At 65.4% G+C, this 23,160-nt stretch carries 14 protein-coding genes; all 14 read right to left on the reverse strand.

All coding sequences use genetic code 11. The annotated features are described in order from the left end of the window. Positions 1–28: 28 nt before the first annotated feature. Complete coding sequence (locus tag V9G04_17010) at positions 29–1,012, reverse strand: hypothetical protein (GenBank protein MEI2714935.1); 984 nt, start codon at positions 1,010–1,012, stop codon at positions 29–31. Between the two features lie 2 nt (positions 1,013–1,014). Next, positions 1,015–1,308, reverse strand: a complete 294-nt coding sequence (locus V9G04_17015; protein ID MEI2714936.1) for a hypothetical protein — start codon at positions 1,306–1,308, stop codon at positions 1,015–1,017. Between the two features lie 29 nt (positions 1,309–1,337). After that, a complete protein-coding gene (locus tag V9G04_17020) occupies positions 1,338–1,640 on the reverse strand; it encodes a WXG100 family type VII secretion target (protein ID MEI2714937.1) in 303 nt (100 codons plus the stop codon). A gap of 109 nt (positions 1,641–1,749) precedes the next feature. Continuing rightward, on the reverse strand, positions 1,750–6,225 hold the full coding sequence (locus tag V9G04_17025) for an FtsK/SpoIIIE domain-containing protein (GenBank protein MEI2714938.1): 4,476 nt from the start codon (positions 6,223–6,225) through the stop codon (positions 1,750–1,752). Further along, positions 6,222–7,310, reverse strand: coding sequence for an RDD family protein (locus V9G04_17030; GenBank protein ID MEI2714939.1), 1,089 nt, complete (start codon positions 7,308–7,310; stop codon positions 6,222–6,224). The genes V9G04_17025 and V9G04_17030 overlap by 4 nt, the downstream gene beginning before the upstream one ends. Beyond that, on the reverse strand, positions 7,307–9,625 hold the full coding sequence (locus V9G04_17035) for a transglutaminaseTgpA domain-containing protein (GenBank protein MEI2714940.1): 2,319 nt from the start codon (positions 9,623–9,625) through the stop codon (positions 7,307–7,309). The genes V9G04_17030 and V9G04_17035 overlap by 4 nt, the downstream gene beginning before the upstream one ends. Continuing rightward, a complete protein-coding gene (locus V9G04_17040) occupies positions 9,622–10,911 on the reverse strand; it encodes a DUF58 domain-containing protein (protein MEI2714941.1) in 1,290 nt (429 codons plus the stop codon). Before V9G04_17040 ends, V9G04_17035 begins: the two co-directional genes overlap by 4 nt. Then, on the reverse strand, positions 10,911–11,882 hold the full coding sequence (locus V9G04_17045) for a MoxR family ATPase (protein MEI2714942.1): 972 nt from the start codon (positions 11,880–11,882) through the stop codon (positions 10,911–10,913). Before V9G04_17045 ends, V9G04_17040 begins: the two co-directional genes overlap by 1 nt. A gap of 11 nt (positions 11,883–11,893) precedes the next feature. Next, the gene (locus V9G04_17050; protein ID MEI2714943.1) at positions 11,894–18,079 is read right to left on the reverse strand and encodes an Ig-like domain-containing protein; all 6,186 of its coding nucleotides are present in this window, start codon (positions 18,077–18,079) and stop codon (positions 11,894–11,896) included. Continuing rightward, positions 18,076–18,789 carry a hypothetical protein gene (locus V9G04_17055; GenBank protein ID MEI2714944.1) on the reverse strand — a complete coding sequence of 238 codons (714 nt, stop codon included), beginning with the start codon at positions 18,787–18,789 and terminating at the stop codon, positions 18,076–18,078. The genes V9G04_17050 and V9G04_17055 overlap by 4 nt, the downstream gene beginning before the upstream one ends. Next, entirely contained in the window at positions 18,786–20,354 is a 1,569-nt protein-coding gene (locus tag V9G04_17060; protein ID MEI2714945.1) for a protein kinase, read from the reverse strand. The genes V9G04_17055 and V9G04_17060 overlap by 4 nt, the downstream gene beginning before the upstream one ends. Beyond that, a complete protein-coding gene (locus V9G04_17065; protein MEI2714946.1) occupies positions 20,351–21,565 on the reverse strand; it encodes an FHA domain-containing protein in 1,215 nt (404 codons plus the stop codon). Before V9G04_17065 ends, V9G04_17060 begins: the two co-directional genes overlap by 4 nt. Further along, positions 21,562–22,038 (reverse strand): hypothetical protein, encoded by a 477-nt coding sequence (locus V9G04_17070; GenBank protein MEI2714947.1) that lies wholly within the window; start codon positions 22,036–22,038, stop codon positions 21,562–21,564. The genes V9G04_17065 and V9G04_17070 overlap by 4 nt, the downstream gene beginning before the upstream one ends. Positions 22,039–22,468: 430 nt before the next feature. Beyond that, positions 22,469–23,149, reverse strand: a complete 681-nt coding sequence (locus tag V9G04_17075; GenBank protein MEI2714948.1) for a response regulator transcription factor — start codon at positions 23,147–23,149, stop codon at positions 22,469–22,471. Between the last annotated feature and the right edge of the window lie 11 nt (positions 23,150–23,160).

The following is a 23,160-nucleotide window of genomic DNA, read 5'->3' on the forward strand; positions in this document are numbered from 1 at the left end:
CTGACCTTTGATCCAAGCGGATGGAATTTCAGTTCAGCTCATCGACTACATAAAGCCCAAATCCCTTGCCTCCCTCTTTCCACAAAATGTGCCCATTCACAAAATCCGGCTTCGAGTACCGATAGGCGTCTCTAGCGTTCATTCCGCTCAAGAATGCTTTGGGCTTCTTGCGCAAGAACTTGATGACAGCCCCGATAACAAGAAATACGGCTGCTGCTACCGCCTCACCTAGCGAAATATCACCAATCAGTAACTTCGTAATAGTTGTGACGATAGAGAGGAGCTTGACGGCCGTGCCCACACCAGCGACCACAAGACCAATGGCTTGAAGTCCGGGGACAAGCGCGACCACGATGCCAACGACCGTCAGGATGTCTCCCACCACCGACAGCACCTTGGTGATGGCTTCAAGCGCGGGCTGGAGGTACTTCTCCTTGAAGCCCTTGAAGTTGTCCATGAAGCTGTCCTTGATGCCCCGATCATTAGCCATCTTGATCCGTGACATCGCCTTGCGGGCGGCTTCCTCAACCTCGGCCTGCGCTGCGGCATACTCGCCATTAGCCCGGTCGTAGGCACCCTGCTGCTCCCCGAGCCTGGCCTTTGATCTATGCAGCGCCGCGTTGGCTTCGGCTCGTTCCTCAGGCGAGAGCAGTGGGTTCAAGGTGGTCGCCTTGGCCTCGGCGACATCTCGGGCAGCCCCGACGACGTCGGTAGCGCCTCGTGCCCCGATCGCCTGGCTGGCACGCTGCTGTGCGTGATTGAGTGAAGTCGCGTACGTCGCGAGCGCCGACCCGGTCTCGTGGTACCGATCCCTCGACTTCTCCATGACCAAGGCCAGATCCGCAGCATTGTTGCGCAGCGCTTCCACAGCGTCGCTGCGATACTCCTGAGTGTTGGTCAGTTTGCGCAATGTCGCGGCGGCTTCCTGCATTCGGTCCGCAAACTTCAGCATGCGCTGCGCTTCACTCGCGACCAACTGCGGGTCGCCCGGCAACGGAGTCAACTCAAACATCTCTAGTCCTTTGCCCGGAATGCCGAGGCCATCTGTTGGTCCAAATCCTTGAAGTCGCTGCTGATCGACTTTGCCGCCAGCCACAGAGAATCTGTAGCCGCCACGATCGTCTTGCGCCTGTCGTCCCAATTGGCGGAGAACTCGTGCACTCGACCTCCCAACCCGCGGTGGCCGACCGCATCCGTCAAACCGTCGGCCACCGAGTCGATCTCGGAGAAGGCGCAGCTCACGTTGACAAGATCGGCATACAACGCATGTAGCTCTTCGAGATTGAGTTTGAGGTCAGCGCCACTCATCGAGAACTCCTAGTCGAACGAAGCGGAGCTCAGGCCTGGCCGCGGATCGCGTTGGCGAGGCTGGTGTCGGTGTCTTGCATCGCCGAGGCGGCCGAGCGCAAGAACTCGGCGAACCCCGTCAGAGCCTCGATCGCCGTGTTGGTGTTGGTCGTGTACGTGTCGAACTGCTCGTTGTAGGCGTGCGAGGCCGCATCAGTCTGGAAGCCGGCGGCGATCAGGTCATCGACTGCCTTGCCCAGGTCCTGCAACTGCTGCAGGAGGGTGTCGCGACCGTTGTCGATCTGGCTCGCGACGCGGGTGAGGTCTTCGTAGGTCACATTGAGGTTTGCCATGTCGTTCACTGCCTTCTGTGTTGGGTGCCGCCGACTTTCGGGGGCGATAGTTGAACACTAGGAATCCGAGACTGAATAGGCGATGGGGAGGAGTCCCCACCAGCTGAGGTCATACGAGAGGCATCTGCACTCGCACCACCTTTCCGCGCAGCACCGCGTTGCCACGCCCCGGTGGGAACTCGCGCCGGTGGGCGCGCGGGAATGAGGTTTTAAGGATCGTGTCCCCCTCATGGAACTCGGGCTGCAAGACGATGCCGCGACGCCCCGCCTTGAGTTCCGAGTACAGACCCATCGCGCTACCCCAGGTGCTCGTCTCGGATTCGACGATGAGCATGTGGTCGGTGCGCTTCACGGCCTTGAACAGTTCCAGGAGAGCCGAGTCCGAAGGGGCTGTCGCCTGCTCGGACAGCGCTTCCACCACGATGACGTACGAATCGTGCTCCACGTCTGCGATGCGCCCCGCGAGCTCTCGCGCGAGCTCAGCGACGTCGGTTGGGTTGGTGGCACAGTGATCCCACTCGAAGAGCGAGGGCAGGGCCGATCGTCGGTTGCCGAGGTACACCATCGTCAGAGTCGGGTCCCAACGACGCAACGACAGACACATCGCCGCCAACGCGGTGGATCGCCCACTTTGCGGTCCGCCCGCCACGATGAAAGTGCCCGTGGCCTCGAACCCGATCGGCTCCAACGTGTCCTCGGCGATGCCTAGAACCGGCATGCCATCGGCCTGCGTCGGCAACGACTCCAGCGTGATCTGCGTGGGCATCGACTCCACCCGCGCCGCCGCTCGTCGCCCTTGCCGTTCCAGGGCACCGCGGAGTCTTCCGATAGCCGCAGACTGATCAGCCGAGTTCGTCGATCCCCCGAGGATGGCGATCTGCGCCTCCAGCCCATCGATGATGGCCCGCCCAGGAGGTGAGGTTGCCGCGAGGACGTCGCCAGGCACGCCGAGGGACCCGTACATTCCATCATCGGCCATCCTCAGCACGACTCGACGCGGCACGCTCGAGGCCACGGCCCCGGGCACGGCGGCCGGACGGTCTGCGGTGAAGACGACGTGAATGCCGAGTTGGCGGCCCTCGCTGAGCAACTGTTGGAAGACGCCGTACCACTCGGCACGGCCCGCCCCGATCTCCCACTGGTCCCGGAACGCCCCGAAGCCGTCGATGAGCAGCAGGATGCGGGGGGCGTCGGCATGGCCGGACAGAGCGCGATATTCGGTGATCGTGGAAGCGCTCAGGGCGGAGAATTCCTGTGAGCGGACGTCGGCCAGTTCTCGGAGGCGGCGAAGGAGGCGTACGACTCGCTCGGTGTCGTCGCCGTTGATCACCGCACCGACATGTTGCAACTGCTCAAGCATCCGCAGGCCACCGGCCGCGAAATCCAACGCGTAGACCTCGACAGGCCCGGTGCGGGGGGTCACTCCGGCCGCGATGGCAAGTGTTCGCAAGACCACCGATTTGCCACTGCCACCCGTGCCATAGATGACGAGGTTGCCGTCGACATCTGGGTGGAAGAAGACGGTCTTCTGTTGCTGGTCCTCGGGCAGGTCGGCCACGCCAAGGATCAGGTCAGTGTCGCGGCGTGGACTCAGAAGCAGGAGGTCATAGACCTTGCTGAGTTCGTCGAGCCAGGGCCGGCGAGGTTTCTGCAGATCCGCCAGTTGGGCGGCCTTGGTGATCGTGGCCACGAGTCTCAACTGATCGTTCGGGCCTGGGTCGTCGGGTTCGGCCTCGACTTCGACCGGATCGGCCCATGGCTGCTCCGCCCCGAATCCGAGGTCGTGGATCGAGATGTCGGGGGGTTCCGGCTCGTCGGACGTACGTCCACCGGCGTAGGCAGATTGGAACGCCATGAGTCGTCCCGGGCCGGTCTTGATGACACCGCGACCGGGAATTGACGGGTCGATGACCGCGGCGTCCGCAGACCCGATCACGTCGGTGCTGTCAGACTCATCGGCCATCCGCAAGGCGATTCGCAGGTTGGTGTTGGCCCGCAGGTTGTCCTTGATCACGCCCGCTGGTCTCTGCGTCGCCATGATCAGATGAATCCCGAGCGAGCGGCCCCGCTGGGCAATGTCGATCACGCCATCGACGAATTCCTCGACGTCGTTGGCGAGGGCGGCGAACTCATCAATCACCAGGATCAGGGCCGGAGGAGTGTCCGGATCGTTGCGCTCCTCCAGTTGGAGTAGGTCCTTTGCCTTCTTGGCGTGCAACAACTCTTCGCGGTATTTCAGTTCGGCGCGCAGGCTCGTCAGCGCGCGGCGCACCAGATGCGGCGTCAGGTCCGTGACGATGCCGACGCAATGGGGCAGCGCCACGCATTCGGCGAAGGCCGATCCACCTTTATAGTCGACGAACAAGAACGTGACCCGGTCAGGCGAGAACTCCGCTGCCATCCCGAGCACCCACGCCTGCAAGAACTCACTCTTGCCCGATCCGGTAGTCCCACCCACCAGAGCGTGCGGGCCCTGGGTACGCAGATCGAGGTGTACGGCATCCACTCCGGACTGCCCGATCATCGCGCGCAAACCCCGCGTCCGCCTGCGTTTGCGTTGACCTGACTCAGTGGCGCGCATCGACTCGTTCTCGCGCCACCGCTCCACCACTGCGGTGCCCGAGGTGACCAGCTCGAGCCCAAGCAGGCTCACCACAGACACCTGTCGAGGAATGTCGCTGTCGTCGGATTCGAGCGCGCCCGAGTCCGCCAGCGGCGCGAGCGCACGCGCGAAGGTCAAGGCGTGATCCGCGCTGACGCCCTCCACCCGGGAAGGAATCACCTTGCCGTGCCGGACGAAGTGCACCGATGCCTGCCCCAACCCGTTGCGCGCATCGACAAAGGTGCGACACACCGCCGGGAGATCGGCCGGATCGTTCGCGATCCAGATCGGGATCACACCAGCCTCGGCCGCTCGCTCGCTGATCTGCACCAGGCGACCGCGATCGACCAGAGCACCGTTGGCCACGAGCAGGACCACGATGGGGCTGGGTAGCGTGCTGTCCTCGGCCTCACCAGCCTTCGTCTCGCCGATGCGGCCACCTGCCCCACTGGCCTTCAACTGCGAGGACAGCGCACCCTTGCCCACCAACTCCATTGCACGACCGCTGCGTTGGGTAATGAGTTCCTCAAGTTGGGCGGCAAGTTGCGCTGCGGTGGCCGCACTGTTGGCCAGGTGACTGCCGCTGATCGGACTGTGCGCGGAACTGGTGTGCGGAAGCCACGACATCCAGGCGTAGTCGGCCACATCGTCGGGGCTCGCCATGGCGGTGATGACAACCTCGGCCGGGGAGTGCAGTCCGGCGAGTTGCAGCAAGATTCCACGCGTGACGTCCGTCGCGGTCGTGCGCGTCCCCACGACACCGAGCGCGCCCGCGGTCAGCAGGTCTTCGAGGACTGGCACGTCGTCGACGAAACGGAAGTCGTCCTCCACGCGAGTCAACTGCTCGGCGTACTCCGGAAGTCCGTCGTCGTTCGGCACTTGCGGCGCGAGTACGTTGCGCGAGGGTAGACGTCCGACTCCGAGCCTGAGGTGGAGGAACGACCAGTGCTCGGGTCGCCGGGTCCACAGGGTTGCGGATCGTTGTAGACCTGCCGCGAAGACCTCCGACACGGGCGGCACCTCGCCTTGGCGCACCGCCTTCTCGGCGATCAGTTCGCGCTCAAGTGTGGTCCGCAGGATGGCCAATTGGTCAGTGAACTTCGCGATCGACGACTCGAGTTGCCGCTTCGTACGACCTCTTGTGGTGATGAAATTGCCCAGCATCATGAGGGGCGTCATCACGGTGAACATCAAGGTGATCGGCCGCCCGGTGTAGGCGAACATGCCGATTCCCATCAGGATCGGGGCGATCATCAGCAGCCATGGAAACGGCTCGGTGGTCTGCTCCGAGGGCACCGAAGGCCGGGGGTGCTCCCGATCGTCGTACCGCTCCTCGACGCGCGGCGAACGGTTGAACGCGATCGCTCCACCCTGGGCCTCCTGGGGCGGAGCGGCCTGCGCGGCGATCATGGTGAAACTCAGCCGCGTGTCACCGAGTTGGATCGCTTGGCCTGGCAGGGCCGTGACGCGGGTGACAGTGACGCCGTCGACGTTGATGCCATTGGCAGAGTTGAGATCGATGATCTCCAACTCGTGGCCGATCTCGACGCGGACGTGCCGCTTGGAGACAAAGCGGTCGGTCAAGACGACATCACACGCCGGATCGCGTCCGATCGTGGTCGTCCCGAGTGGCAACTGCACGACGCGCCCGGACTCAGGCCCGCTCAACACATTCATCACCGCGGCCGAGGGCCGGCCACCCGCTGGTGCTGGTGTGACGTGTGCCGGGACCACGGTGATCTCGCTACCCGAAGCGATCGCGGTCTCTCCGACCGCTCGCTCGGCCGGCACTGTGACGCCGGGGCCACCTTCGGGCGGCGAGACCGTCAGCGTCAGCGGCTGTGAGCGCTGCCGGCGTCCACCGGCCGGGTCGCGGAGCACGAGTGCCTGGGCGATGTCGCCGACGGCTGCATTGGCTTCGGTCGTGACCACGACGTTGCGAGTAGGGCCTCCCGGGCGTACGAACGCCAGTTTCAGCCTCACGCAACTACCTCGACTCTGAATACGAGGCTGCCGAACGAGACCGTCTCCCCTGCCACCACCGGACGCGGCAGACGAGGTTCGAGCTTGGACTCGGTGCCGCCGCTGTGGACGAAGACGCCGTTGGTCGAGTCGAGGTCTTCCACCATCAGCCGCCCGTTCTCAAGCCAGAGCACGGCGTGCGTCTTGGAGATGCTCCTGCTGTCGTCATCGAGCGGAAGTGCCACTGAGCCCGGGCGCAGTGCCGTATCTGGAAGTCGGCCGACGAGGACCGGGCTTGTCCCGACGTTGATCACCTGGTCATCGGCCAGAGAGCGCAGCATCGTCTGGTTGGCGGGTGCCGACGGAGCCTGGAGGTGGGCAGCCAGCGCGGTCTCCTCCGCTGGTTGCATCGGTTGACCCCACAGGACCTCGGCGGGCTGCTGCACATCTGCAGGCTCCGGAGCGGCGGGGAATCCTGGAGGTGGCGCGATTTGGCCACCCCAGGCCGGAGCTGGCTCGACCGCAGGAGCGGCAAAGGGCACGTCTTGAGCCGGCAGGTCCCAGAAGGACGCAGGAGTCGCCTCGGTTGCGAGCGAGGGCGCAGTTGGCAGGGGCAGTGCCTGATTCGTCTCCCACGAGGGGGGACTCGCCTGGTTCATCGCAGGAGCAGCCACGGCAGCGAATCCGGTCACCGGACCGTGGATCACGACCGTACGCGCCACCTTGTCATGCCATCCCTGACGGCGAGGGTCGCTCGACATCTGTACGGCCATCACGATCAGCGGGATGGTGAATGCCGCCACCGCGAAGAGCACCAACTGACGCAAGAAGATCCGACCGTAGCCAACGGGCAGACCGGTGGCCTCGTCCACGATCGCGATGTGCACCGCGCGCTTGCCCCAGGTCGCACCGCGCACGGCCATCTGGTGCCACTGCACGAAGGGGTAGGCAAGAAGCAAGAGCAAGACGATCAGCCCGGCCTCGCCCACCCCGAGTGTGAGAGCGATCCCGCCGCCGAATGTCACGATGATCAGGCCCCAAGAAATCAGGTTGTCGATCAGATTGGCGCCAAACCTGCGGCCTAGGCTTGCGTATTGAGTATTCATCGGGCGAGAGCCACCTTCCTCCGGCGCCCCAGGGGACGTCCGATCCTGAGCCAAACCCTCCGCAGGACAACGCCGAAAGCGCGAAATGGTCCGGTGATCGCGGCCCGCCACGGGACGGACGCGAGGGACAACACGACGAGCGGACGCCGCCACCGCGGTGCAGACTTGCGAAGTCGCGAAAGGGCCGGGCCTACCTGCGACCAATACTCCTTTGCCTCGGCATCGGTGGCGTCGTCCGGTCCGAACGCGTGCTCGTCGGCGCGCGCCGCAAGTGCGCCCAGGTCAGCCGAGGGATAACGACCGATCAGGCTCTGCACACTCTCGACGCGCGTGTGGCTCGCGGGAAGTTTCACGCCAAGGTCGCAAGCGCGATCAGTCACCTCTCGCCAGCCTGCCGCAACGCGGTCCGACGGTGAACCCCGCCGCCTGCGGCGCGACCGGCGTACGCGCTTGAGCAGCAGCACGCCCCAGATCGGCGATGTCACCGCCAGCGCACCAACGGGATACTTCGCCCACGCAACCACCTCCTGCAAGATGGGGTCGCGTTGGTTCCTGATCTTCTTGCCCGCGCCCTGAGGTGCCCTCTTGTCGGTGTCATCGGGCTCAGTGGGCACCACCGGGGGCTGCAGCACGTTGGGCTGCGGCTGGGGTTGTGGATCCTCCTGCAGTTGCTTTGGCTTGCGGTTCTCGTCGGGTGTGGGAGCGAATGCCACCCAACCCACGCCGGTCAAGTCGACCTCGACCCAAGCCTGCACATCCGCACCCTTGATCTCTCCGGTCGCGTCGGGCACGACGAAACCCAGCACCACCCGAGCAGGCAGGCCCTGCTGCTGGGAGGCAACGCCCATGGCCGAGGCGTATTGCTCGTCGTTGCCGATCATCAACGCCTCGGGGGCGACGAGGTCGGTGAGTCGTTTGATGCCGTGACCTGCGGGTGATCCCGCCTGACCCGGGAGTCCGTCGGAGTAGTAGCCCTTCTGAAACTCATCCGCCAACACGGCCGCCGCCGCTCCACCAGCCGGGCTCCCGGCCTCTCCCATCCACCGTTGCACTCGCTTGGTCAACGCCGGGATGTCCGGTGGCGCGGCGGGACGTACGGAGGGTGCCGCGTCGTAGGTCTCAGGATCGTCGATCTCCGCGGGCGGCAGAGTGCGGAAGCGGTAGGTCGCGCCACTGCGTACGCCACCCAACTGCGCCATGGTTCCGGTGGCCTTGTTGAAGAGCAACCGACGAGTCGCGTCAGTGTCCAGGCGGCCGTCCGTACGCACGTCGGCCTCTCGCGCCATGCCGAAGGTCGGGACCCACGGGCCCGAATAGTCGACGACAGTGATCTCCACGTCGCGTTCACCCTTGGCTGCTGACTGGGGCGCCAGCCGCCCGAAACTCCCAGACTCCGTCGGGGCCTGCGGTCCACCGGCTACGTTCCACACGACTCCGTCGAAGGTGTCCATGGTCGCCAACCGGATCCGGTCCCCCTTGGCGAGCCCAGCCGTCCGGAACAGCACCTTGTCACCCAGCAACCGCTCCTCTGAGAACGCCCGATAGCGCGACAACGGGCTCGGGTAGTCCTGCGGGTCGAACGGCGGCTCGACGTGGTCACGCAGCACGTCGCGAGAGTGCGGCATCGTCGCCAGCGCCAGCCCGGAGCTCGCCAGCCCCGCAGTCAGCAGCACCGCCGCAGTCAACGCGAGCCGCCTAGCCCACGCGACACGAACATCGCGCATGGCCCGCCAGCGCGTCCACACGAGGAGGCAGATCGCGAGCACCAGCCCGCGGCTGAGGGTGAGGCCGGTGACTCGGTCGCCGAAGGCTGCCGCGACCATGAATGTGCCTGCCAGGACCACCGCCGCGACGCCTGGAAAACGCGAACGCCAGAGGAACACTCCGCCCAGGAGGCCGGACACGAGGCCCAACACCCAGGGGACGACGAGCACATTTCCCAACGAGCCCAGGGGCGTCACCATGGTCAGGGAATCACGCCAGGCGGTCACCAGACCCGTGAGCACAGACCGCAAGCCTTGGGGGCCGGGAAGGACCCCGAAGGCGGCTTCGCTGGGCGCCGCGAGAGCGGGACCGAAGATCAGATAGATGACGAAGAGTGCCAACGCCGTGACGATCGGGCCCCAACGAAGCCACCGTGAGAGTGCCGCAAGCCCGAGTCCGAGCGCGGTGCCCACGACGGCGGCGAGCAGCCAGCGCCAACCCCCGTACGCCTCAAGCAGGGGGCTGACCGCAACCGCCGACAGCGTCAAGAGCACGAGTGCATCGACCAGCATCAGCCGGGTACCGACGGGTTGCTGCACGGGATTCTTCACGCGGCCAACCTCCGCAGACTGGGCGCCAGGTCAGCCAGGCTGGCGAGGCTGACCACGTGCAGGTCGCCCATCCGACGTACGCCCACCGGTGCGGCGTGATCGACGACGAGCCCGAGCACACGTACGTCGGCTGGGAAGCAGCGGCGCGCTCGTCGCAACTCACTCGATTCGGTAAGCGAGCCGCACACCAACGCCACGATGCTCGCCGCAGGGTTGTCCCGTGCCTGCCGGCGCCCGGCCTCGGCCACCCCTGGAGCATGAGCCTCGTAGGCAACGCCGGAAAGTTGATCGAGCAGTGAGGTCGCGGTCGCACATTTCAGGTGCCGGGTTGCGGTAGACACCGTGAGTTGCTGACCGTCCTTGAGAGTTTGCAAGCCGAGAGAGCCAGCGACCGAGACCGCGGTCTCGAACTCCTCGTCATGTGCGTAATCGGAGAGCAGCGTGCTCAGCGCGACGAGAAGGTGTGAGCGCCGAGTCTCCTCGAACTGTCGCACCATCAAGGTGCCGGAGCGAGCGGTGCTCTTCCAGTGGATGTAGCGACGGTCGTCACCGGGCACGTAGTTGCGCAGGGCGTGGAAGGCCACGTCATGATCGGTGAGTTTGCGGACCGTCTCGCCTTCGAGATCGCGCAGGATCCCGGCCGCGGAGCCAGCCAGCGGCGAGGTCTTCGGGTGGACGTAGAGCACGTGCTGTTCCCCCAGCACCAACTCCCGGCGCAGCAACCCGAGGGGATCTGCCCGTACGCCACGAACCGGGCCGACGTCCAGCACCGCGCGCCGGTTGGTGGGGATGCGGAACAACTCCTCGTGCGACTCGTGTGCGGCCAGGCTCTTCAACTCGAAGGCGGCGCGGCCCTGACCGACAGGCAACTCGATCATCTGGGGCAGCACTCGACGCCCCGAGTCGTTGGTCAGGATCAGGCGCCCGTTGGCGTTGTCGCCCACGACGACGCGATCCCTGCCCAGCCCCAATTCGGACGAGATTCGCGCCCCCCCGAAGATGAAGGCCACGCAGATCGCCAGCAGGACCAGGCCGAAGAATCCCGCGACTCGCAACTCGTTCCACTCGAGGATGAACCCAGCCGCCAGTGCGACCAGAGACAGCACCAACACCCACCAGGCAGTGACCGAGACGACCTGCGTGACCGGGGCTAGGCGGCCGCGCGGGACGACAGTGCGCTCCGCAACCGTGGCGCGGAGGCTGAGCCACGAGGTGGTGAGCCGACGCTGCCACGTGATCCCACGGCCGCGGGGTGGCGCCGGGTCGGCCACTGCTGGGGCGGTCATCACGCAACTCGCTCCTGGGGCACTGGCACCTGGCCGAGGATCCGCTCCAGCACACCGGCCGTCGTCGCACCTCGGAACTCCTCTTCCGGGTCGAGGAGCATTCGGTGTGCCAGCACCGGGACAACGAGGCGCTTGATGTCGTCCGGTGTCACGTAGTTGCGCCCGTTGCTCATCGCCCAGGTGCGCGCTGCGCGGACGAGCGCCAGCCCGGCCCGCACACTGACCCCGAGGACGACGTCGGGCGCCGAGCGTGTCTCCTGGGCGATCAACGTGACGTATTCGATCACCGAGGGTTCGACATGCGCAGCAGCAGCGAGGTCGATCATGGTCGCCACGTGATCGGTGCTGATGATGGGGTCCACCACCAGGCCGCCCCGCGCATGGGTGGGCTGAGCCAGGATCTTCATCGTGCTGGCCTGATCGGGATAGCCCAAGGACGTCTTGATCAGGAAGCGGTCGAGCTGTGCCTCAGGCAGCCGATAGGTGCCCGCCTGCTCGATGGGGTTCTGGGTGGCGATCACCATGAAGGGGCGTCCCACAGCGTGGGTGACACCGTCAACCGTGACGTGGCTCTCCTCCATCACCTCCAGCAGCGCGGACTGGGTCTTGGGAGAGGCTCGGTTGATCTCATCGGCCAGCACGACATTGGCGAAGATCGGCCCCTCGTGGAACTCGAACTTCTGTGCCCGCTGGTCATAGATCGTGACGCCGGTGACGTCGCTGGGGAGCAGGTCGGGGGTGAACTGGATCCGGCTCTGCTTGCCGTGCAGCGTCTGCGCGATCGCCCGGGCCAGTGAGGTCTTGCCCGTGCCCGGAAAGTCTTCGAGCAACAGGTGCCCTTCGGAGACCAACGCGGTCAAGGCGAGTTGGACCACCTCGGTCTTGCCGACCACGGCGCGTTCGATATTGGCAACCAACTGGGCGAACGTGTTCGCGAACCAGGTGGTCTGTTCTGTGGTGGGGATGGTCATGGTCTGTCTCCTTAGTCGTTCCAGGCCTCGGCGTAGCGCGTGAGGCTCAATACGCGCATCTCACCGACGTTGAGCCAAGGTCCGTACTTCCATGGCTCAAGCGATTGCGGGTCTGCCGTGCAATCAAAGGTCTTCTCACCGGTGGTGCCATCAGCAGGACCTGTCCATGACCAAGAGCCAGCCCCGTCGGTATCGAACCCGCCGGGGTGCCCATCCCGGGTGTACTTCCAACACCGCGCTTCGCTGACCTGACCGAACTCGCTGGCCATCGCGTTCTCCCAGTGATAGGTCAAAGACGTGCCACTCTTGGTGAGCCAGACCTTCGACTGCTTCATCGTGATGCGCCCGCGGGATGAGTTTTCGGCGCTCCCGCCTTCTCCACCTTCGGGGCGGATAACAGCCCGGAAGGTGTAATCCCCAACCTCAAGTCGCGCGAACTCACCGTAAACCGAAGACGCAGGAGAGGTGACACTCGAGGAACCCGCGGAGGCACCGTTGATATACAAGTCAACCTGGGCCGGTCGCCCGTTCGTTGACGCAGACCAGTTGAACACCACAAAGTCGCTGCTCACCGACGCCGTTGCGTTAATTCTTGGCGCACCGAACGGACGGATCGCCCCGACCGTGGTCTTGGCACCCTCGATCGTGGCCTCGGCGTCCTTGGTCAGGGGCGTCACCGTGACGGTGTAGGGACCATTGTTGGCACTGAAAGACACGTCGGTCGGACCGGCCGTACTCACGGTCCGTGACGGCCCACCGTTGCTGTCGATGCGGTAGCCCCAGATTGCGCGGCCGCCGTCGTCCGATGGCGCCTGGAAGGTGATCCGTGCGGTTCGATCACCCTCGCTGGTCTTGGTCAGTCCGCGTACCGCGCTGGCGGGGTCGTAGGGGTTCACCTCGTCGGAGGCAGCACTGGGCTTGGCCGACCAACCCGCTCGATTGTGTGCCTTGATCGTGAACGTGTAGTCGTGGCCATTCTCGACGTCGAAGTTCGCAGATGTTCCGGTCGCTGTCTTCGTGACGGCGACGGCTCCATCTTTGAGCATGGTGACTTCGTAAGAATCCAGGGCGTCGCCATTGTCTGCGGGGGGTGACCATGCCACCGACACCTTGCCCCCGGGCACGCCGTCGTTGTGCGTGGCTGTAGCGGTTGCCTTCGGGACCTCGTTGGGCACAGCGAACGCCTTGTCTGCCGACGAGGCGTCCGACCACTGCTGTTTGCGGGCCTCGTCGACGATGTCGTTCACCGCGCGGATCTCGAACTGCACCGACTCACCATTGGTGAGCCCGGACCAGATGAACGGGCTGGCGGTCGCCGTGCGGACGTCCGCTGTGCCGAGTCGGTGGATCTCGTAGTGACGAATCGCGGAACCCTCGTTGCCAGGAGCGTTCCACTGCAACGTGAGTTGTTTGTCGCGCTGGGCGTAGTCCTGGGCGATGGTCACCGGCGCCATCCGTTCGGGCACGCGGTCCGGTGTGACGGGATCAGAGGACGGGCTCGGCTCGCTCGGTCCGACCCGATTGCTAGCGACCACTTTGAAGCTGTAGGTCTTGCCGGGTGACAGTCCGGTGATCGGGCAACTCGTCCGGTCTCCGCATTTCCGGGCGTCTCCCCCGTTGACCAGAACTTCGTATCCCGTGATTCGCGAACCCTTGTCGTCCCCCGCCTTCCAGGACAAGGTCACCGAGTTGTGCGTCATATTCGTCACGGTCGGCTTGCTGGGAGGCTCAGGCGCAGCGACGACCACGACTTCAACCCGACCGGTGACGTCGCGCTGAGGATCATCTGATCCATCGTGCACGGTGAAGCGCACCCCGATGCGGCCACTGAAACGCTCGGCGGGCGTGACGGAGATCCGACCTCCGCTTGCCGTGGCCGCGCTCGTCTCACCACTCTCCACCCTGATTCCGCTGACGGTCAACGGCACCCCCTCATAGGGGTTGGTGGCATAGGAGTTGATGTCGAAGGACACCGGCACGCCCGCATCGGTCTCCAGCGGGCCGATCTGCCCGACCTGCACGAGTGGTTTGTCGCTGCGCACAACGCGCACGCGGACCATGGCTTCAGCCCGCGCTCCCTTCGGGTCCTCGACGGTGATCGGGATTATCTCGACCTGGCCGTCTTGGGCATCCTCTGCAGCGTTGAGGACCAATAGCGCACCGTCGCGGATCTGTGCCTGCACGGCATCGGAGCTTTGTGCCGTGAAAGTCAGGCGCTCGGCGTCCTCGGGGTTCGGATCGGTCGCCAACGGTCTGAGGTCCAGGGTCTTTTCAGCCGCTTCGTCACCGGCCACCACCTGCACTTCGGCGTTGCGCAGCTGTGGCGGTTGGTTCTGCGTTGCCTTGATGTCCACCGGGACTGTCAGCAGGGCGGTCAGGCCGGTCGGATCGTTGAGCGACTCGCCGTCCGTGACTTCGAAGGTAATGGCACTTCGGCCGCTGGAGTCCTTGGGCGCGGTGAACTTGAGAGCATCCTTGCCCGCCGCTTTCGCGGCCCCGGCGTACCGCGCCGCCACAACCCGGTCACCCAGAGTCAGGATGGGTTTGCGTCCCGCTCGCACCTGGACGTAGTCGTCGAGGTTGAGAGTGATCGACTCCCCTGCGTCCACCTTGACCGGGAGGTCGGCCGCCGGGTCGATCACGGGCGGCACGGTCTCGGTGCCACTGACGAATGCGAAGCCGAAGGAAGTGTTCCCCTCGGCATCGCCGACCTCATAGACGATCACCTGGTCGTGCGCTGCCAGCCGTACGTCCAGTTGGCCCTTGGCCACTCGACTCACCTTCTTGTCGAAGGCCGCCAACGTGAGGTCCTCGCGACGCCCGTCCAGGTCGCCGTCATTGGCGAGCACGTCGATCCGTACGCTCTCACCGGGCGATTTCCCGGCCACATCGGCAAGGCTCGCGGCGTCGTCCTTGGTGACCGGCGCATAAAGCGGCGCATCGGGACTGGCGTCGATCGTGAAACGGGCAGTGTCTTGGCCACCGAGTCCGTCGGCGACGGTGTACGTCGTGGCGATCTGCTGGGCCGCATCGCCCTTGGCAGCGGGGATGTCGACCGTGACGAAGCCGTCCTCGACTACTGCGTCGGCGTCGCCGCTCAACTTCTCGTCGAGCACGATCGGGTCACCGTCCGGATCGGCGTCGTTGCCGGTGACCCCGAATTGGATCACTCGGTCCGGACGCACCAAGAGCGTGTCGTCGAGCGCGACTGGTGGCTGATTGATCGGCGCTCGGCCGACAACGCCCACGCGGATCTGCACGCGCGCGGTCTTGCCATACTTGTCTTGCACCTCGGCTTCGAAGGCATCCGTGCCACCGCGTTTGACGTCAAGCGGTTCATACGAGAGCCAGTCGAGCCCGATCTCCGTCACGCGGCCGAGTTTGGGACTCGTCACAAGCCCCTTCAACGTGACCGCATCACCGTCGGGGTCCGACCCTTGGAGTTCCAGATCGACCCGCACCGGCCTCTCGCCGACAGCTCTGGCCACCACGGGGTCCGGGCGTGGAGCGCTGTTGCGCTCGGGGTCGTCCGCGATCACGTCGATGATGAGTTCTGCGTCGTCTCGCTGTCCGCGCGCATCGCGGATGCCGTACGACGCGCGAACCTCACCCTCCTTCGCAGGTGCCCGAAATCGCAGGCTGGTGCCCGAAACGAAGAGCGGCAGCCCCTTGGGCATCACCAGGTCTTGCTGGAACAGCGTCATCTGGTCGCCGTCTGGGTCGAAGTCGTTGGCAAGCACAGGAACGCTGGCCACCGCACCTGCACGCACCGTAAGCCGATCGACAGCCGCCACGGGTGGGCGGTTATCGGGACGCGCCACGGCCTGACCGACGGACACGGATCCCTCGGCCGTGCTGACGCCGTCCGAGAGGGTGTAGTTGACCGAGACCGGCTGCTCCAGGTCACGACTCGACTCCAGTCGCAGCAGTCGGTTCTGCACCAGCGAGGCCTTCACTGGGCTGCCTGGCGGGACCTCGACCGAGGTCACGGCGAGCACTCCGCCCTCGGGGTCATAGTCGTTGGCCAACAGATCGACGAGCACGGTGCCGCTAGGAGGCAAGAGACCGCGGTCCTGCATGGCCACCGGCGCTTGATCCGTGTCCGACTTCGCCAAGACGTCGAGGCGTACGAACGACTGTGCCTCGCCTCGGTCCGAATATGCGGCGTAATCGAGGTAGTAAGTGCCCGGCTGACCGGCGCGGGCGACAAAGGTGCCCGCAACCGGATCTTGGGTGACTTCGACCCCACCCAGGGGCACGATCCCACGCAGATGCAGAGCACTGCCATCGCGGCTGTAATCGTTGAGAAGCGGCTTGACCAAGATGTCGTTGCCGGCGATGCCGACCGCACGGTCGGGGGTCAGCACGGGTGGGACTGACGGCCGCGGGACCACGTTGACGGTCAGCTTCCCGACCCGGACCCCGTCTGGATGCCCGTCGGAGATGGTCAGTTCGACGGTCTTGGCCCCCGCTCTGAGTCCGTCATCGACGAACTCGACGACCCCGTCATTGCGGAAGGTGACGGAGCCACCCTCTCGTACACGCGCGTCCAACAACGTCAGCGAGTCACCGTCGGGGTCCTCCCAGTCCGGCAGCACGAAAGCCGAGGTGCGTTGCCCCTTGGCGACCGAGATGCTGGTCTGCCGCGGGACACCCTGGTCCTCGACCAACCTCGGAGGCCGGTTCTGCGACAACGGCACGATCGGCATCTCCAAGGTTGCCTCGTCGGTGCCGTCTTCACGACCGTCCGAGACGGTGTAGGTGAAGCGGGCTGTCTTGCCGCCATCGTTGGGTCCGAAACGTGCCTGCAACTGGGTCCCGTCACCCACGATGTCCAGACGCTGCGGTTTGGGGCCTGAGACCTGTTTGACGTTCTTGATCGAGTCCACCGTGAGGATGTCGCCATCAAGGTCCACGTCGTTGCGAGTCACCGGGACGATCGAGTCCTGACCGGGTCGTACGCCGAGCCGGTCGTCGCGAGCGATCGGCGGACGGTTCTCTTGCGTGCGCCGAGTTTTGGCCGCCTTGTCGGGATCGGGGTCCTCGGTCTGCTCCTTGCGCTGGGACGGGTCGACGTCCTTCCAGTTGTCGACGCGAGGAAGACCGTCCTCCTGGACCAGCCAGGAGACACCCGTACTGACATCGTTGAGCACCACAACATGGCGATTCACCCGGAACACCAGACGAGCCGAGGCGCTGACACCTGGGATGCGCTCCGCGTGCGGTTCGCCAGCACCCAGGCGTACGTAACTCTCCCCAGTCGGGTCCGCCCAAGCCGCGTGCACAAACCCGTCGAGGACCACCGGTGCCGCCGGCGGTCCAGACAGTCCGGAGCGCAACTCGGTGATCTGACCGCTCTCCAGATCCACCTCCAGCAGACCCTCGGTGGTGGCAAGGAGCACCCCCGCGCGGGCGGCACCGGGTTGTTGCAGCCGAGCGGATTCGGCATCCGCCATGTCAACCTTGACCGGCTCGTGTTCGGGCCATTGCAACGTGCTCGCCTGACGATCGAAGACCACCGGCACGTCGCCGACCACAGTCGCGGCCAATCGGTCGGAGAGCTCGCTCGATAGCGGGAGCGGCTCCCGCTTCGCGGGCACTCCGGCGATCACGTCGACCGGGGTGATCGAACGCTTTTCCTGACTCACGACATAGGCCACACCGTCGGTGCCCACGGCGGCCACGGCACCTACTCCGGCGTCGAGGTCCTCTTCGGTCTGATCGAAGACGAAGCCTTGAACGGTGTCGGCATCGCGGATCCACACATGCCCGTTGTCCTGGTCCACCAGGGCGACAGTCGCGCCACCATAGGAGACGGCGGTCGTGGGGGACAGCGCCACCGGGTCCCCTGCCTTGCCTGCTGCCACGTCGATGCGACGTAGCGAGCGCCCGCCCGTGCGTACGTCCAGCAACACGGTGCTCGCCGTCTGATGCACGTCGAAGTCGCTGCTGAGTGCCTTGATGCCGAGGTCGAGTTGCTGGATCTGCGGGTTCAACCGCCCGACCATCTGATCCTCAGCCGACAGGTTGGTGACCCACACGCTGCCGTCATTGAGGTCCACGTCGCTGATCGGTGACCCGTCCGCCTGGAATGCCAACAGCACCAGGGTGGAGGCGATCAGGCTCAGCGCGGCTCCCGAGGCGAAGCGGCGGCTCGACGAACCTCGCGCGGGAATCTTGGGCAGGCGCAGTCTCATGGGGTTTCTCCCTCGAGAGCGTCAAGGAGTGGAAGGTGCTCGGGGCGCACGATGCGCGCCGCGACGACGTACTCCACCAATCGGGCTCGACGTTGGGTGGCCAGATGCCCCGGCCCGCCGCGCAAGCCGTTGACACCTGCCTTGGCGTACTTGTCGCAGACGTTGTCGAGCTTGCGGTTGAAGGTCGACGCCGACCACCCCAGACGCAGCGCTGCCGAGGCGTTGGTCGGGATGTCGCTGGGGCCGGTGCCGGCTCGTTTGAGGGTGTTCTCGGCTAAGGCTAGAAGCAGTCGAAATTGCGCCGGAGTCAGCGGGACCACGCCCAACGTCTCGTCGGCCGCAGCGCTCACTTCGACCTCCGCGGGAGCGAAGATCGCGAGTTCGGCTCGTACACCCAGCTCGTAGGTCGTCCCGCCAGCGGAGAAGAGCACGGCTACGTCTGGAAGCACAACTGGCAGTGACGAGCCCGGTCCGAGCCAGGATTGCAAGGTCCCCGCCTGTCCGCTCACCGTCAGAGAGATCCTGCTTCCGACGTTGCGGATCCACCAGAAGCCGTTGTCATAACTGAACTCGACAAGTCTTCGGTGGAGGTAGCCGTTGTCGTCGTCCACTACGAGGTCGGCATCGCGACCCACGCTGAAGACCTGTCCCGGCTGCAACGAGGTCTCTTCACCGCAGAACTCCACGACCAGCGTCGACGGGGCCGTCATCTCGCCTCCTCGCACACGAGTCCGGAGGGTTGCGACGCGGACCCGCTGCTGCGAATCAACGTGACGCTTGCGCACACAATCTGCCCCGACGGGGCCTTGGCCCTGAACTTGGGGGCGGCCAACGTCTGTGGTTGCTGAGGCTGGTTGGCGACCATCCACTCCAGGCCGTAGCGGTCGCCCTCCGCCGGTTTGGCATTGCGCCAGGAGAAGACCACGACTCCCGCAGCGGATTCGGCTCGCACCCGCGTAGGCGTCGCGACGACTTCGGCTACCGCGTCCGGCGGCTCGGACTCCCCGAATGCCTGACCGGTCTCCTGCTCACCGGCGTCGTCGTTCGGGTCCGAGGCCATCGACGCGACCACCGCCGCGCCCACCCCACCGAAGATCACCACGGCCGCTCCCGCGGCGGCGAGCTTCCATCGAGCCGGAGATGGCGATGCCTCGTCCACCCCGGCCGTGCCTTCGAACGGACGCGAGATCGAATCGGCGTCCACTGTGCTCGGCGAGGACACCGGAACCTGAGTTCGGTCCAGGACGTGGCCCGTGCGATCCGATACCGGCCCAACAAACCGGGCAGGAGGAAGGGTCCCGGTGGCATTGCCCGGCGTGACGTCGGGCGAGATCTCGATAACCCGAACCAGGGTGCGATCATCTGACTGTTCTGCGGCGCTTGCCGCCTGGGGCGAGGCGTCGAGGATGTTCGCGCGAGTGTGGGCGTAGCCCAACTCGGCTTGGACGTCTTGGAGTTCCGCAGCGAGTTCCAACGCGCTGGCGTGGCGTCCCTCGGGCGCCTTGCTCATGGCCCGGGCCAGCGTCCGATTCAAGGACTGGGGCACATCCGCGCGGGCCAACACCGGCAGGGGGAGCCGTTCGATCCGACTCATCAAGGTGGGGTTGTCATTAGCACCGCCCGGAACCTCGAATGGCGAGCGCCCGGCCAGCAACGAATACAAGGTGGCGCCCAACGCCCAGACATCGAGCCGAGGGTCGGTGGGCGGCAATTCGCCGAAAGATTCAGGAGGACTCCACGGCACCGACATCGCATAGCTGCCGTCGCTCTTCGTGTCAGAGCTGGCGATCCCGAAGTCGGTCAGCTTCGCATCGCCGTAGGCACTGGTCAGGATGTTGTGCGGCTTGATATCACGGTGCACGATCCCGGCTCGATGCAGAGTCTCCACCGCGCTGGCGATCCGGATCCCGGTCTCCAACGTCTCACTGACACTGATCTGCTCGCGGCGGTAGCGCGACTCCAGGGTTGGCGGCGGGCAATACTCCATGACGAGATAGGGCCGACCATCGACGCTGACGTCGGCGGCATAGATCGCCACGATCGACGGGTGACCCGACAGTTGGGCCATCACGTTGGCCTCGGCGTTGAACTGGGCCAGAACCTCGTCGTTTGTCGCCGCAGTCTTGAGCACCTTCACGGCCACCGGACGGGTGGGGCGGTGCTGTTCGTACAAGAAGACATCAGCGAAGCCACCACTGCCCAGATGACGCACGAATGTGAGCCCGGAGATCGCAGGCCCCGTGATCGAAGGCCCCGTGGTCGCTGCAACGCTCACGAAATCACGACCTCGATCGCGATGGATTCGGAGAGCCGCAGCCGCGAGCCGTTCGACAAGCGCGTGGGCTGGCGCGGCACCATCGGGCCCGGCAATTGCCCTGGGTCGGTGAGTTCAGTGCCATTGCGCGACACGTCCGTCGCCACCACCTGGCCCTCGACGACCGCCACCTCGAGATGAGTGCCGGAGACGTAGGGATCGTCGATGACGACCAGCGTCGGTAGGTCGTTGCTTGCCGCACTGGTCGTACGAGGTGCGCGCCCTAGCAAGACCAGACGATCGACCACCACGTCCCGTCCACTCGACAGGCGCAAGATCGCGCGCGGTCCAAGCTGAGCCCGTTGGGCCAACTCCTGAGCCGCGGCTCGTACCTTTGCGAACTCCTCCGGAAGCATGGTGCGGTGATCGTGGTCACCGCTGACCGAGTCAGCGCCCAGCGGTGGGGGTGCGATCTGGGCAGCCGGGGGGTCTTCGATCTCGCGGACTGCGGCATCTTCGACCTTCCGGCCGACGACGGTGTGAGGGGTGAAGAGTGCGTCGAACGCAATGTCCTCCTGCTCAGCCAGCGTGGCGTCTGCGGGTCGAGGGGCAGGCTCGGGCTCAGGTGCCGGCTCTGGCTCGGGTTGTGGTTCTGGCTCTGGCTCCGGCTCGGGTTGTGGTTCGGGCTCTGGCTCCGGCTCGGGTTGTGGCTCAGGTACCTTCGCGGAAGCGGGTTCGGACACAGGCACGGGCCTGGGTTCTGACATCGATGCCTCAGCGTGAGTCGGCACGATGTCCGCTGTCTGCGTGAGAAGCACGCGGGCCACGTCCGCGCGTACGACGCCTGCCAACAGCGGGAGACTCGAGGCAGTCTCGGTGGCTGACTGCGCAAGTTCGAGCGCCGCGACCTCTCCGACGTCATAGGCACGCTCGGACCAGGTAGCCACACCGCGGCCGTTCCAGGTCTCGACCTCCGCCGTCGTGGTGACGACGATCGTCATCGCCCCCCGCACCACAATGCGCAGCAGGTCGGCGTCCCACAATGCAGCAGCGAACGCCCCCAGATTGGCCAGCCCGTCAGGAGACAGCGCGTCCAACGTGGCCATCACATCGGGGCCGCTTTGGGCCAGTTCCCACAGTTGCTGAGCGTCGTCACGTCCATCGGGGAGCAGCAACACGAAGCCCGTCGCCACCACGAGGGTGCCTCGGTCTCCCGAATAGTCGATCTTCACATCGGTCTCCCGGGCAAGGTGTCGGACATCGCGTCAAGCGCTCTGGAGTCATCACGCTGGAGCTTGACTACCAGCGCCGTGGCGTTGTCGCGACCACCAGCCGCCACTGCCGCCTCGACGATCCGCAGGGCCAGAGCTTCGGCAGGTTGGGGCTCCGCTAGGTGACGTTCGATGGCACTGTCATCCAATTCACTGGTGACACCGTCCGAACACAGCAGCACGACGTCCAACTCCTCGACCGGGATCAACGCAAAATCCGCTATCGCGTCCGGCACGGCGCCAAGGGCACGCGTAATCACATGACGCTCTGGGTGTTGTCGCGCTGCGCTCTTGGCTAACGACCCCGCGTCGATGAGTTCTTGCACTCGCGAGTGGTCCTTGCTCCACTGTTCGAGCCGGCCCTGCCGCAGCGCGTACACGCGCGAGTCGCCAAGACTCGCGATCTGCCAATACGCCGCTCCTTGCTCGGCCACTAACGCCGCAATCACGACAGTCGACCCAGGAGTGAGCTCTGGATGGTCGATTGCTGACGCGATGTCCGCGTGGCAGCGGGCCAAGCAGGCCTCAACCGCTGCGACGCCGACATCACCTGCTTCGGCGGAGCTCGCGCAGCCGCTCGACGACAATCGCGCTCGCCACGTCACCGGCTTGATGACCGCCCATGCCATCGGCGACCGCGAAGAGAGGGGGACTGGCCAACCACTGATCCTCGTTTATCGCACGCGATGTGCCGGGATGAGTGGCGCCTCCAAAATCGACCTCAGGAAGGGTTTGTTCAGGCACCACAAACTCCTCGCCGTCGGTGTTCGAACCGCGGGAAAACTAGCCGGGGACCCAGGCGCATCGCCGCCAATCTCTGACTAACCCCCCAATCGGGGGAGGAAGCGACCCACACCCCGTTCGTCACACCCAGCCGTCCCGCTTGGCTTCCCGGACGATCGAGTGAGAGTTGGTAATGGTGCGTCCCAGCGCGAGGTACTTGTGGCGTACGGACTTCAGGTGTTCCTTGACCGTCGACGGCTCCACATGCATCCGGCGCGCGATCTGCTGCTGGGTCAGGCCGTCGTCCAGGCCGGACACCACCTCGCGTTCGCGCTGGGACAGGCGGGCAATGAGTTCGGGGTCGCTGACCAGTGCCTGCGCCAACGGGCTCGAGCACGCGAACTCGCCGTCGGCGACCGCACAGATCGAGTTGTAGAGCGAGTCCAGGCCGTCCGCCTTCAGGCTCAGCCCGGCGGCTCCGGCCGAGACCGCGTCGCGCAGCGGCACCGCGAGTTCGACCGAGGTATGCAGCAGGACCTTCGTGCCCCAGTCGACCAGGCGTTGAATCCACGGGGTGGACAACTCGTCGTCACGACCCAGATAGAGGTCCAAGACCACCACGTCCGGCACCTGGTCGTGCTCGAAGTCGATGTCCGCAACATGCAGGTGGGACCCGAGCAGGCGTAGGTGTTCGTGGGTGCCCACCAACCGTTCGACACCGTGCAGAAGTGCCGGGTGATTGTCCACGACACGCACGGTCACCTCGTCGTGGCGTACGGCGGTCTCGGGCACAAACCTGTTGTATGCCGCGGACCGCTTCATGCGACATCCCC

Origin of the sequence: Nocardioides sp., assembly GCA_037045645.1 — a bacterium.
GTDB lineage: Bacteria > Actinomycetota > Actinomycetes > Propionibacteriales > Nocardioidaceae > Nocardioides.